A 12713-nucleotide genomic window follows, 5' to 3' on the forward strand; every position below is an offset into this window, starting at 1 on the left:
CACGTCGCGGGCCGTTCACTCGGCCATGAAATGAATACGGAACAGCGCGCCGCCCAGCGGCGACTCGTCCAGCGTCAGGCGCGCGCCGTAGCTTTCGATGATGTCCTTGACCACCGCCAGGCCGATGCCCTGCCCCGGATTCTGCCGATCGAGCCGTTCGCCACGTTCCAGAATCCGCGCCCGCTGGCTGGCGGGTACGCCCGGCCCATCGTCTTCGACGCACAACTCGTCTCCTTCCGGGTGGCTGACGAAGCTCACCCGTACTTCACCCAGGCACAGCCGGTAGGCGTTCTCCAGCAGGTTGCCGAGCATTTCCATCAGTGCCGCTTCTTCCATGGGCACCTGGCTGTCTTCCGGCACCTCCAGGCTGACCTTGACCGATTTGTCGCGGTACACCTTCTGCAGCGTGCTGCACAGGCTTTCGACCACCGGGCGCAGGATCACGTAATGGCGCACCAGGCCGCTCTTGCGCAGGCTGGCGCGTTGCAACTGGTAGCCAATCTGCTGGCTCATGCGTTCGATCTGCGATTGCAGCACGCGGGCCTGCTCGACGTCCTCCGGGCGCTTGGCGATGTTCTCGCTGACACCTTGCAACACGGTCAGCGGGGTCTTGAGGCTGTGCGCCAGGTCACCCAGCGAATCACGGTAGCGGATACGCTGCTCACGCTCGCTGCGCAACAGGCGGTTGAGCGAGTCGGTGAGACGCAACAGCTCACTGGGGTGGTTCTCGCTGAGACTTTCACGCTCGCCGGCTTCGACCTGGTCCAACTCCTGGCTGAGCCCCTTGAGCGCCCGCAGGCCCCAGGTCAGCCCCAACCACAGCAAGCCGAGCAGCACCGTCAGTGCCGCACCAAAGCCGAGGTAAAGCTTCTTGCGCAGTTGCCCGACGGTTTCCTGGTAACCATGCAAGGGTTGCACGGCGACGATGCTGAACGCGGCATTGCGCCCGCCCAACAGGCGGATCTCTACGTCATAGACGAAGAACTGGTCGCCGTTGTCGGCCTTGACCTTGGTGAACTTGCTGCCCTGGCCGTCGTACACCGGGCGGTAGTCGAGTTCCTCGCCCTCACTGGCCAGCGAACGCCACACCAACTGCCCGTCCCGGTTGAAGATGTAGCCATGCAGGCGGCTGCCGGGCAGGTTGAACTGCTCGCCGGGCAGCAGCGATGGCATCAGCAGGCCGCCATTCTCGACCCGAGCAGCGGAAATCATGGTGGTCACGTCGGCGGCCAGGCGCTGCTCGATGGCACCACGCAGCGCCAGGCTGAAGGCGCTCTGCAAGGCCGGCAGCATCAGCAACATGAAGATCACCGCCAGGGTGGCGGCGCCGAGCATCAGCCGCAGGCGCAGCGAACGAATCATGTACAGCGCTCAGTGAACAGGTAGCCCATGCCTCGCACGGTTTCGATGGGTTTGAAGGCGGCGGCGGTATCCAGCTTGCGGCGCAGGCGACCGACCAGCACCTCGATGACGTTCGGATCACGCTCGTCATCGTCGGGGTACAGCTGCTCCATCAGGCGCTCTTTGGGCACTACTTGCTGATGATGCAGCATGAGGTATTCAAGAATGCGGTATTCATAGGCGGTCAGCGGCAGCGGCTGTTCTTCCAGCGCCGCCTGCTTGCGGTTCAGATCCAGCAGCAGCGGGCCGGCAGTGATGGTCGACTGGATGAAACCACTGGAACGCCGCAGCAACGCATTGAGCCGCGCCTCGAGCTCTTCGAACTGGAACGGCTTGACCACGTAGTCATCGGCACCGGCGGCCAGCCCCTCGACCTTGTCCTGCCAGTTGCCACGGGCGGTGAGGATCAGGATCGGGAACGCCTTGCCCAGATTGCGCAGTTGGCGAATCAGCTCCAGCCCGCTCAGGCCCGGCAGGCCCAGGTCGATGATCGCCAGGTCGTGGTTGAACTGCCCCACCTGGTACAGGGCCTCTTCGGCGTTGGCCACCGCCTCGACCACATGCCCGGCCTCGCTCAAGCGCGTACGCAAGTGATGGCGCAGCAGCGCCTCATCCTCGACCACCAACAACTTCATGCAGCTCTCCCGGATGCCCGCGCATCCTCAGGACTAATGACGGCGGTCCGCAGACCGCCAGGCAAGCGCCCGATCCATAGGCTGCATCATAGCGGTCTTGCGCCGCCACGAGCCATGGCCTGGACATCCTTGGATCCACAGTAATGCCCAGGCGCTGAACCCCGACTGAACACTCGCCGCACACGCCAGCCGACAAATCGTATAGGCTTTGGCGTGTTTCCCCCCCTCTCGTACAAAGGAATTGCACATGCGTGTCTGGATTGCATTGACCCTGATGGGCCTGGCCGGCATGGCCCAGGCCGCGGTGAAGACCGAGCAGATCAACTACAAGAGCGCCGACGGCACCCCGCTGGTGGCTTACTACGCGTATGACGATGCGATCAGCGGCAAGCGCCCCGGCGTGCTGGTGGTCCATGAATGGTGGGGCCTGAACGATTACGCCAAGCGTCGCGCACGCGACCTGGCCGAACTGGGCTACGCCGCCATGGCCATCGACATGTACGGTGAAGGCAAGAACACCGAGCACCCCAAGGACGCCCTGACGTTCATGCAAGCGGCACTGAAAGACAGCGACGCCTCCAACAAGCGCTTCGACGCCGGCCTGCAGGAGCTGAAGAAGCAGGCGCAGACCGACCCGGCGAAAATCGCCGCCATCGGCTACTGCTTCGGCGGCAAGGTCGTACTCGACGCGGCGCGTCGCGGTGAACCGCTGGCCGGCGTGGTCAGCTTCCACGGCGCCCTGGCGACCCAGAGCCCGGCCAAGCCAGGTATCAAGGTGCCGATGCTGGTCGAACACGGCGCCGCCGACAGCATGGTCACCGCCAAGGACGTGGAAGCCTTCAAGCAGGAAATGGATGCCGCCAAGGCCGACTACAAGTTCGTCAGCATCGAAGGCGCCAAGCACGGCTTCACCAACCCCGACGCCGACCGCCTGAGCCATGGCGAACACGGTGGCCCGGACATCGGCTACAACAAGGCCGCCGACCAGAGTTCGTGGGCCGACATGCAAGCCTTCTTCAAGAAGATCTTCGGTTAACCCTGCACGGGGAGCGGCGCCGACCGCTCCCCTGCCCACGCCAGACAGCTCGCCATGACCTTCACAACCCCTCTTCCCGCCTGCTGCCCCGAACTCCAGCATCACTGGCCACTGCCGACACCACTTAAAGGGGTGGTATTAATAAGTGGCCATTTCGACCCCGCCCAGCTCAACCCCGAAGACTGGGCGCGCAGCGGCATCACCCCACCGCCCAGCATCCAGCGTTCAGTGGCCAAGCGCCAGGCGGAATTTCTCGCCGGGCGGCTGTGCGCCCGGGAAGCCCTGCACCGGCTTGACGGACGCCTGTACGTACCGCACATCGGCGATGATCGTGCGCCGGTCTGGCCGGCCGGTCTGTGTGGTTCGATCACCCACAGCACCGGCTGGGCCGCAGCGATCGTCGCCCAGTCCGGAACCTGGCGTGGCCTGGGCCTGGACGCCGAAACCCTGCTGCCCGAAGAGCGCGCCCTGCGTCTGGCCGGAGAAATTCTCACCGCCGATGAGCTGCAGCGCCTGCACGCCCTGAGCGGCGACCAGGCTGCACTGGGCGTGACCCTGACCTTTTCCGTCAAGGAAGCCCTGTTCAAGGCCCTCTACCCCATCGTCGGCAAGCGTTTCTATTTCGAAGATGCGCAAGTGCTGAGCTGGTCCGCCGATGGCCAGGTCGAGCTGCAACTGCTCTGCGACCTTTCCCCGGAGTGGCACCACGGCAAACGCCTGCAAGGTCAGTTCGCCCTGCATGATGAGCACCTGCTGAGCCTGGTGGCGGTGGCGGGCTGACCACGCGGTGAACGTGGCGCAGGCGGCGAAAAGCTTCCCGGCCCAAGCCGGTCCTACAGCTTCGCCGGGGCTTCAATCGGCAGCGGGCAGTGCTCGCAACGCCCTACCCAGGCCACGCGATGGCTCAGGCAGCAGGCCCGCCGCTGGTAGCGCGGTACATGCACCACGCTGCGGTACAGCGGATTGCGTCGGCCATCGCTGCGCCGGGCCTGTTCCAGCAGCGGTCGCCCGCGCTCTGCCAAGGAGGCTTCCAGGCACCGCAGGCAGGCGTCCAGCGCTTCGCCGGCACTGCTCCACAACACCGCACGCGGCAGTTCGCCATAAACACCGAGCCGGGTAATCAGCGGGGTCAGCAGGTCGTCCAGCAGCGCATCGAAGGCCTGCAACGGTTCGTCTGCGTTCATGACCCGGCGGCTGCCTGCTTCGACAAACAGCAGGCCATCGGGTAGGCCGCGCTCGTCCACGGCGATAGCCAAATGGTCGAGGCGCAGTGGCCAGTGCCAGTCGCGGGTGAGGATCGCCACCAGCACCGGCGTAATCAACAGTCCAAACAGGTACTTGGCCCATTGCGACACCAGCACCGGGCGCTGCGCCGGCATCAGTTGCGCACCATAGAGCTGCAGCAGCAAGGCTTCCAGCGATTCGTCACGCACCAGCGCCGAAAGCGCGGTCAGTGCCCGACCATGGCCCTCGCCCAACACCCGACAGCCGAACCCGTGCAGTTCGACTTCCAGCGAGACGCCGCTCAAGGCTCGACCTTCTCGACGGCCTGCACCCGCGGCCAGGCCAGGCTGAAGCGTGCGCCGCCCAGGCGCTCGCTGCGGCCGATCAGCGCACGCCCCTGATGCCAGTTGATGATCCGTCGCACGATGGACAAACCCAGGCCATGCCCGCCCGAAGCCCGCGTACGGCTGTCATCCAGGCGCATGAACGGCGTGAAGATCCGCTCCCAGGCGGCTTCCGGTACGCCAGGGCCATCATCCTCGACATCCAGCCGGCAACGCCCGTCCTCGACCCGGTAACTGATGCTGACCTGGGACTCGGCATGGCGCATGGCATTGCTTACCAGGTTCTGGATGGCGCGCCGCAAATAGCGTGGCTCGGCTTCGACCCAGCACGCCGAGGCGCCGTCCTCGCCGCCTGACGAGCCGCGCAGCAGGCGCACCAGCGGGCGTAACGGTGCCAGCTCGGCGATCACCTGGTCGATCATCGCGTCGAGGTCGACCCGCTGGAAATCCAGGTTCGGCGTACCCTGCTCCAGGCGCGCGTAAGTGAGCATCTCGTCGACCAGCTTGTCGAGGTCCTGGATGTCGTTGTCCATGCCCAGAATGTAACGACGGCGGGCCGCTTCGTTGTCCGCGTCCTGAATCATCTCCAGGCCGAAGCGCAGCCGCGCCACCGGTGTACGCAGCTCGTGCGACACTGCGCGCACCAGCTCACGCTGAATGGTCAGCGAACGCTGCAGATGCTCGGCCATGCTGTTGAAGGCAGTGGCCAGGCGCCCCACCGAATCATTGCCGCCGCTGGGCACCCGCGTCTGCAGACTGCCCTGGGCGATCTGCGTGGCGGCGGCTTCCAGGGCCTGCACCCGCCGCTCCAGCCTGCGCACCAGCCGATAGACCACCACACCGATGAAACACAGGCCCAGCAAGGCGATGATCACCAGGGCCTCGGGCGGGTAAGGTCGTAACTGATACAGCGGGCCCAGTTCCAGGACCCAATGGGTATCGACGATGCCGGACAGCACGCGGATCGAGTCGCCGCCCTTGCCCAGGGCCATCACCGTATCGCCTTCATAGATGCGGCGGCGCTGGTCGTCGTCGAGGTCGGCCTGGTCCAGGGCCAGCAACTTGAGGTCGAAGCCGAAGCCCTTGTCGCGCTTCAAGGCCTGCAGGCGCGCCGGCTGCTCGTCCGCCGGGGCGCGCACCAGTTCGTCGATCAGCAGGTAAAGGGTGGCGCGAGCCAGTTGCTCGGTAATCTGCTGCACCTCCCCGGTAAGCAGCAACGGCTCGCTGGCGCTCAGCTGGCGGAACACCCGCGCCGCGTGCGGGCCGGTCTGCTCCACCAGCACCTGGCCGCGCTGCAGGCGGCTGCGCGCGCCGCTGTCCAGCCCCGCCTGCTCGGCATCGAGCAGACTCAGCGGAATGCCCAGCAGGCGTTCCCAGATCGCCAGGGCGCGCTGGCGCTGGATGCCGTTCATGCTGGCCAGGTTGTCGCCCATCAGGGTGAAGGTGCCATGCGCCAGGCGCTCACGGTACTGCTCGCCGCGCTGCTGGTTGAGCCAGTGCAACGACAGCACACCGAGCAGCGCGACCAGCACCAGCACTGCCAGCACGCCGCCATAGATACGCAGGAAGATGGCGTTCATGCGCGGGCCAGGCCGTGCAGCTGGCGTGCGGCCTCGGGCACGAACAGGTAGCCCTTGTTGCGCACGGTCTTGATCAGCCGGGGTTGTTCCGGGTCATCGCCAATGCGTGGGCGAATGCGCGAAATGCGTACGTCGATGGAGCGGTCCTGGCCGTCGTAACCCACGCCGCGCAGGGCGGTGAAGATTTCTTCGCGCGACAGCACCCGCCCGGCGTTGCTGACCAGCAGCCACAGCAAGTCGAACTCGGCACCGGTCAGCTCGATGGTGCGGCCTTGCAGCCACGCCTCACGCAGGGCGTTGTCGACCCGCAGCGCGCCGAACTCCAGATGGCTCGCTGCGCTGGCCGCCAGCGGCTCGCTGCGGCGCAACAGGGCATGGATGCGCGCCAGCAGCACCCTGGGGTGTACCGGCTTGCAGACGAAGTCGTCGGCGCCGGTGTCCAGCCCCTGCACCTGGTCGCTGTCGTCAGTGCGGGCGGTGAGCATGAGTATCGGCCCGGTGTAGACAGGACGCACCCGCCGGCAGATGCTCAGGCCGTCTTCGCCGGGCAGCATCAGGTCGAGGATCACCAGGTCGGGGCATTCGTCGAGGATGCGCCCGGCCGCCAGGGCGCCATCGCCTTCCAGGCTCACCTGAAGGCCGTTAGCCATCAGGTAGTCGCGGGTCAGCTCAGCCAGGCGCTGGTCGTCCTCCACGATCAAGACACGCCAGGATTGCTCACTCATGGATCGCCTCCGTTCTCTCCTGTGGCGAGTGTAGCAACGCCACCGGGCTTGCCCCAGTGCCAGCTGCCCTGCGGGCGCATTGCCGCAGTCGCGTGACAGCCCCTTGTGCGAGGCGATTTTTGTGATAGGGTGCGCGCCCTTCGAACCATGCCCAACCGCCGATACCCTCCGAAAAAAAACGGTGACGAACGGTCCAGCCCAACAGGGTTGCGGCCTGCACCGCCTTTTGCCCCCGTGGATGCACAAAGTGTTCACAGGGTTATCCACAGAGGGTGCGTTGAACTGCCTCGGAAAACGCATTATCTTGTATCTTTTTTCAGGGGCAGACCCTAGATGTAGGGTTTACCTCCAGAACCTCTGAACACATTTCCAGGCCGGTTTTCAAGCTTTTTTATTGAGTCCGCAGCGTGGAACTAATGGCCGGCTCGGCAGCCCAATCGCTCGCTCGAACCGCGGATGTGGCAAATGTGCATCACACATTCTGCAACATCGAACCAGCACTCTGAAGAACAAAGCAGGCGTCGGGTCCACCCCCGTCGCCGTGGTTTCAAACCGGGAGGGCCATGCGCCCTCCTTGTCCGGCCACCCGCCGGCGCGGTGGGTAGTGATACCCGAACATACTTAAAGACTGTGGAGCCCCCCATGCAGACAGACACAACTCGCGAGAACCAGCCGACCGCTGCGCCGCAATCGAATCAGGCCCAGCAGGACCTGAGCGCCACCGCTCCAGGTCAATTGCGTGTCATCAAGCGTAACGGGACTGTCGTGCCCTACACCGACGACAAGATCACCGTCGCCATCACCAAGGCGTTTCTCGCAGTTGAGGGCGGCACCGCCGCCGCCTCGTCGCGCATCCACGACACCGTCGCCCGCCTGACCGAACAGGTCACCACCACCTTCAAGCGTCGCATGCCATCGGGCGGCACCATCCACATCGAAGAGATCCAGGACCAGGTCGAACTGGCCCTGATGCGCGCCGGCGAGCAGAAAGTCGCCCGCGACTACGTGATCTACCGTGACTCGCGGGCCAAGGAACGTGCTGGCCGCGCCGCTGCCGAAAGCACCGTGCAGCCGCACCCGAGCATCCGCATCACCCGCGCCGACGGCAGCCTGGAGCCGCTGGACATGGCGCGCCTGCACACCATCGTCAGCGAAGCCTGCGAAGGTCTGGAAGAGGTCGACGCCAACCTGATCCAGAACGACACCCTGAAGAACCTCTACGACGGCGTGGCCATCAAGGACGTCAACACCGCCCTGGTGATGACCGCCCGTACCCTGGTCGAGCGCGAGCCGAACTACTCGTACGTCACCGCCCGCCTGCTGATGGACACCCTGCGTGCCGAGGCCCTGGGCTTCCTGGGCGTGGCCGAAAGCGCCACCCACCACGAAATGGCCGAGCTGTATGCCAAGGCCCTGCCGGCCTACATCGAGACCGGCATCAAGTACGAGCTGCTCGACCCGGCGCTGGCCGGCTTCGACCTGGAAAAGCTCGGCAAGGCGATCAACCACGAGCGTGACCAGCAGTTCACCTACCTGGGCCTGCAGACCCTGTACGACCGCTACTTCATCCACAAGGACGGCATCCGCTTCGAACTGCCGCAAGTGTTCTTCATGCGCGTGGCCATGGGCCTGGCCATCGAAGAGAAGCAGCGCGAAGACCGCGCCATCGAGTTCTACAACCTGCTGTCGTCCTTCGACTACATGTCGTCGACCCCGACCCTGTTCAACGCCGGCACCCTGCGTCCACAGCTGTCGAGCTGCTACCTGACCACCGTGCCGGACGACCTGTCGGGCATCTATCACGCCATCCACGACAACGCCATGTTGTCCAAGTTTGCCGGCGGCCTGGGCAACGACTGGACCCCTGTGCGTGCACTGGGCTCCTACATCAAGGGCACCAACGGCAAGTCGCAGGGCGTGGTGCCGTTCCTGAAAGTGGTCAACGACACCGCCGTGGCGGTCAACCAGGGTGGCAAGCGCAAGGGCGCTGTCTGTGCCTACCTGGAAACCTGGCACATGGACATCGAAGAGTTCATCGAGCTGCGCAAGAACACCGGTGACGATCGTCGTCGTACCCACGATATGAACACCGCCAACTGGATCCCCGACCTGTTCATGAAGCGCGTCTTCGATGACGGCAAGTGGACCCTGTTCTCGCCTTCGGAAGTGCCAGACCTGCACGACCTGACCGGCAAGGCCTTCGAAGAGCGCTACGAGTACTACGAAGCCCTGACCGAATACCCAGGCAAGATCAAGCTGTTCAAGACCATCCAGGCCAAGGACCTGTGGCGCAAGATGCTCTCGATGCTGTTCGAGACCGGCCACCCATGGCTGACCTTCAAGGACCCGTGCAACCTGCGTTCGCCGCAGCAGCACGTGGGCGTGGTGCACAGCTCGAACCTGTGCACCGAGATCACCCTGAACACCAACGCCGACGAGATCGCGGTGTGCAACCTGGGTTCGATCAACCTGCCGAACCATATCGTCAACGGCAAGCTCGACACCGCCAAGCTCAAGCGCACCGTCGACGTCGCCGTGCGCATGCTCGACAACGTGATCGACATCAACTACTACTCGGTGCCGCAGGCGCGTAACTCCAACCTGCGCCACCGTCCGGTCGGCCTGGGCATCATGGGCTTCCAGGACGCGCTGTACCTGCAGCACATCCCGTACGGTTCCGAAGCCGCGGTGCAGTTCGCCGACACCTCGATGGAGGCGGTCAGCTACTACGCCATCCAGGCTTCCTGCGACCTGGCCGACGAGCGCGGCGCCTACGAGAGCTTCCAGGGCTCGCTGTGGTCCAAGGGCATCCTGCCGCTGGACTCGCAACAGATCCTCATCGAAGCCCGTGGCCAGAAGTACATCGACGTCGACCTGAACGAGACCCTGGACTGGGCGCCGGTTCGCGAACGCGTCAAGAAAGGTATCCGTAACTCGAACATCATGGCCATCGCGCCGACCGCGACCATCGCCAACATTACCGGCGTGTCGCAGTCCATCGAGCCGACCTACCAGAACCTGTACGTGAAATCGAACCTGTCGGGCGAATTCACCGTGATCAACCCATACCTGGTCCGCGACCTGAAGGCCCGCGATCTGTGGGACCCGGTAATGATCAACGACCTGAAGTACTACGATGGCTCCGTGCAGCAGATCGAGCGCATTCCGCAAGAGCTGAAAGACCTGTACGCCACCGCCTTCGAAGTGGAAGCCCGCTGGATCGTCGACGCCGCCAGCCGTCGCCAGAAGTGGATCGACCAGGCGCAGTCGCTGAACCTGTACATCGCCGGCGCTTCGGGCAAGAAGCTCGACGTGACCTACCGCATGGCCTGGTACCGTGGTCTGAAGACCACCTACTACCTCCGTGCCCTGGCCGCGACCAGCACCGAGAAGTCGACCATCAACACCGGCAAGCTGAACGCCGTGTCCAGCGGTGGCCATGGTCCGGACGACTCCGCACTGAGCGCCCCGCGCCCAAGCGAAGCCGCTCCGGCGGCCGGCCCGGCCCCCGTGCCGAAGGCCTGCGCCATCGACGAGCCTGATTGCGAGGCCTGCCAGTAAGCGTCATTCGCGGCTCAAGCCACTCCTGCCCCGGTGGGAGCGGCTTGAGCCGCGAAGCTTCACCTTCCCCGCTGTACGGCTGACCCAGGTCAGCGCACTCCGCCTCTCCCGCTGTCACCATTTGCCTGCATCGAGATTTTTCTCGAACCGCGCACGAAACTATATCTTGTGCCTCGAATCAAAACGAAACACAATATGAGCCCTTTCGGTGTGACTCGATGCGTTTTCCCCACCAGGAAAGCCAGCGCCGCCGGAAGTCCGGAAAGCGCCTTTTTCATGGGCTGATTTTCTCAACGGGTAAGGCAGTGCAGGGCAATCTTCTGTATACTGCGCGCCCTCGATCCAGGGTACTCAAATGACCCATTGCGCAGGCAATACCGGTTCACCTGAATACAACCGGGAATCGTGTCACCGGCCCGCACGCTGCCCAAGCCGCAGCGGCCAGGCTACAGAGCGCTGCCTCCAGCACCCGACACCGTAGACCACTCGACTCATCGAGACAGATTCCGTTGCCCGCGACTGCCAATGCAACGCGGGCACAGCCTACTTAAAAATCCACCGGTCCCCTTCCGGGCGACCCTCAAGCAGGAGATGTAAACCATGCTGAGCTGGGACGAATTCGACAAGGAAGACGGCGAAGTCAGCGCCGCTGCCCCCCAGGCCTCCAAGACCCAGGAAGCGACCCTGGACCGCCTCGACAGTGCCGGCGGTGCCGCGGCCCAGGAAGCCCGTGCGGTAACCGACAGCGACTCGGCTGCGGTCGCCCGCGCCAAGAAGGCGCTCGATGCCCTGGACGTCGCCGAAGGCCTGGCCGAACTCGAAGGTGCCTCCGCTCGCGTCGCCGTCGACGAAAAGCGCATGATCAACTGCCGCGCCGACCTCAACCAGTTGGTGCCTTTCAAGTACGACTGGGCCTGGCAGAAGTACCTGGACGGCTGCGCCAACCACTGGATGCCGCAAGAGGTCAACATGACCGCGGACATCGCCCTGTGGAAGAACCCCGAAGGCCTGACCGACGACGAGCGTCGCATCGTCATGCGCAACCTCGGCTTCTTCTCCACCGCCGACTCGCTGGTCGCCAACAACCTGGCCCTGGCCGTGTACCGCCTGATCACCAACCCCGAGTGCCGCCAGTACATCCTGCGCCAGGCCTTCGAAGAGGCGATCCACACCCACGCCTACCAGTACTGCATCGAGTCGCTGGGCATGGATGAAGGCGAGATCTTCAACATGTACCACGAGATCCCGTCGGTCGCGAAGAAAGCCGCCTGGGGCCTGAAGTACACCCGTTCGATTTCCGACCCGGAGTTCAACACCGGCACCCCGGAAACCGACAAGGAACTGCTGCGCAACCTGATCGCCTACTACTGCGTGCTGGAAGGCATCTTCTTCTACTGCGGCTTCACCCAGATCCTTTCCATGGGCCGCCGCAACAAGATGACCGGCGTTGCCGAGCAGTTCCAGTACATCCTGCGTGACGAGTCCATGCACCTGAACTTCGGCATCGACGTGATCAACCAGATCAAGATCGAGAACCCGCACCTGTGGGATGCCGCCATGAAGGAAGAGGCCACGCAGATGATCCTGCAGGGCACCCAGCTGGAAATCGAATACGCGCGCGACACCATGCCGCGCGGCGTACTGGGCATGAACGCGGCGATGATGGAAGACTACCTGAAGTTCATCGCCAACCGCCGCCTGACCCAGATCGGCCTGAAGGAAGAGTACCCAGGTACCACCAACCCCTTCCCGTGGATGAGCGAGATCATGGACCTGAAGAAAGAGAAGAACTTCTTCGAGACCCGCGTGATCGAGTACCAGACCGGCGGCGCGCTGAGCTGGGACTGATCGACCAGCCCGAAGCAAAAAAACCGGAAGCCCAGGCTTCCGGTTTTTTTTATGCCTGCTGGTCAGTTAGACCGGCTAAGCGGCTTCAGCCGCAAAACGACCGCCTGTTCACAGCAGATGCACTGAATTTCCTGGCGCTTTTGCGGCTAAAGCCAATACCGGTCAGTTAGACGCTATTCGGCTTTTGTTGGAGCTTGCTCGCGAGCACCTCCCAGCTGATGTTAAAGCTGTTCCGGCCCCAGGTTTCGCCCTGGCGGGCGACCCACTTTGTTACGGCAAAGTGGGCAAACCACTGCTCCTGGTTTGGCCCCGCCTGCGGCGGGGTTCCCTCCTTCCGGCGCCATTCCAGGGGGCCGGCG

At 64.1% G+C, this 12713-nt stretch carries 10 protein-coding genes; 4 read left to right on the forward strand and 6 right to left on the reverse strand.

What is annotated here, in order from left to right; translation table 11 throughout:
- Window positions 1-15 precede the first annotated feature (15 nt).
- Together QZ497_RS02700 and QZ497_RS02705 are read right to left on the reverse strand one after the other, a co-directional pair.
- Window positions 16-1362, reverse strand: coding sequence for an ATP-binding protein (locus tag QZ497_RS02700; protein WP_295470816.1), 1347 nt, complete (start codon window positions 1360-1362; stop codon window positions 16-18).
- Window positions 1359-2036 carry a response regulator gene (locus QZ497_RS02705; protein ID WP_295470818.1) on the reverse strand — a complete coding sequence of 226 codons (678 nt, stop codon included), beginning with the start codon at window positions 2034-2036 and terminating at the stop codon, window positions 1359-1361. The genes QZ497_RS02700 and QZ497_RS02705 overlap by 4 nt, the downstream gene beginning before the upstream one ends.
- Before the next feature lie 247 nt (window positions 2037-2283).
- On the opposite strand from QZ497_RS02705, the gene QZ497_RS02710 reads away from it, so the two are divergent.
- Together QZ497_RS02710 and QZ497_RS02715 are read left to right on the forward strand one after the other, a co-directional pair.
- Window positions 2284-3072 carry a dienelactone hydrolase family protein gene (locus tag QZ497_RS02710; protein WP_295470820.1) on the forward strand — a complete coding sequence of 263 codons (789 nt, stop codon included), beginning with the start codon at window positions 2284-2286 and terminating at the stop codon, window positions 3070-3072.
- 54 nt (window positions 3073-3126) lie between these two features.
- Window positions 3127-3852: a 4'-phosphopantetheinyl transferase gene (locus QZ497_RS02715; protein ID WP_295470821.1), complete on the forward strand. Its 726-nt coding sequence runs from the start codon at window positions 3127-3129 to the stop codon at window positions 3850-3852.
- A 53-nt stretch (window positions 3853-3905) separates the two neighbouring features.
- Here the strand turns inward: QZ497_RS02715 and fhuF are convergent, their stop codons facing one another.
- From fhuF to QZ497_RS02730, 3 genes are read right to left on the reverse strand one after another with little or no spacing between them, the layout of a single operon-like run.
- On the reverse strand, window positions 3906-4601 hold the full coding sequence (gene fhuF, locus QZ497_RS02720; RefSeq protein WP_295470823.1) for a siderophore-iron reductase FhuF: 696 nt from the start codon (window positions 4599-4601) through the stop codon (window positions 3906-3908).
- Window positions 4598-6220 carry an ATP-binding protein gene (locus QZ497_RS02725; protein ID WP_295470824.1) on the reverse strand — a complete coding sequence of 541 codons (1623 nt, stop codon included), beginning with the start codon at window positions 6218-6220 and terminating at the stop codon, window positions 4598-4600. Before QZ497_RS02725 ends, fhuF begins: the two co-directional genes overlap by 4 nt.
- A complete protein-coding gene (locus QZ497_RS02730; protein ID WP_295470825.1) occupies window positions 6217-6945 on the reverse strand; it encodes a response regulator transcription factor in 729 nt (242 codons plus the stop codon). Before QZ497_RS02730 ends, QZ497_RS02725 begins: the two co-directional genes overlap by 4 nt.
- 642 nt (window positions 6946-7587) lie before the next feature.
- Between QZ497_RS02730 and QZ497_RS02735 the strand changes: the two genes are divergently transcribed.
- Together QZ497_RS02735 and QZ497_RS02740 are read left to right on the forward strand one after the other, a co-directional pair.
- Window positions 7588-10506, forward strand: a complete 2919-nt coding sequence (locus QZ497_RS02735; protein ID WP_295470827.1) for a ribonucleoside-diphosphate reductase subunit alpha — start codon at window positions 7588-7590, stop codon at window positions 10504-10506.
- Window positions 10507-11106: 600 nt separating this feature from the next.
- A complete protein-coding gene (locus tag QZ497_RS02740; protein ID WP_295470829.1) occupies window positions 11107-12354 on the forward strand; it encodes a ribonucleotide-diphosphate reductase subunit beta in 1248 nt (415 codons plus the stop codon).
- 166 nt (window positions 12355-12520) lie between these two features.
- Here QZ497_RS02740 and QZ497_RS02745 read toward each other — a convergent pair.
- A partial coding sequence (locus QZ497_RS02745; protein WP_295470831.1) for a hypothetical protein occupies window positions 12521-12713 on the reverse strand: 193 nt, incomplete at its 5' end.

It is taken from the genome of uncultured Pseudomonas sp., from assembly GCF_913777995.1.
Taxonomy (GTDB): Bacteria; Pseudomonadota; Gammaproteobacteria; order Pseudomonadales; family Pseudomonadaceae; genus Aquipseudomonas.

What these genes read in the sequence shown, in the direction of transcription:
- QZ497_RS02730 (WP_295470825.1), bottom strand. Translation starts at nt 6,945, where the DNA reads ATGAGTGAGCAATCCTGGCGTGTCTTGATCGTGGAGGACGACCAGCGC.
- QZ497_RS02715 (WP_295470821.1), top strand. Translation starts at nt 3,127, where the DNA reads ATGACCTTCACAACCCCTCTTCCCGCCTGCTGCCCCGAACTCCAGCAT.
- QZ497_RS02710 (WP_295470820.1), top strand. Translation starts at nt 2,284, where the DNA reads ATGCGTGTCTGGATTGCATTGACCCTGATGGGCCTGGCCGGCATGGCC.
- QZ497_RS02700 (WP_295470816.1), bottom strand. Translation starts at nt 1,362, where the DNA reads ATGATTCGTTCGCTGCGCCTGCGGCTGATGCTCGGCGCCGCCACCCTG.
- QZ497_RS02740 (WP_295470829.1), top strand. Translation starts at nt 11,107, where the DNA reads ATGCTGAGCTGGGACGAATTCGACAAGGAAGACGGCGAAGTCAGCGCC.
- QZ497_RS02735 (WP_295470827.1), top strand. Translation starts at nt 7,588, where the DNA reads ATGCAGACAGACACAACTCGCGAGAACCAGCCGACCGCTGCGCCGCAA.
- QZ497_RS02705 (WP_295470818.1), bottom strand. Translation starts at nt 2,036, where the DNA reads ATGAAGTTGTTGGTGGTCGAGGATGAGGCGCTGCTGCGCCATCACTTG.
- QZ497_RS02725 (WP_295470824.1), bottom strand. Translation starts at nt 6,220, where the DNA reads ATGAACGCCATCTTCCTGCGTATCTATGGCGGCGTGCTGGCAGTGCTG.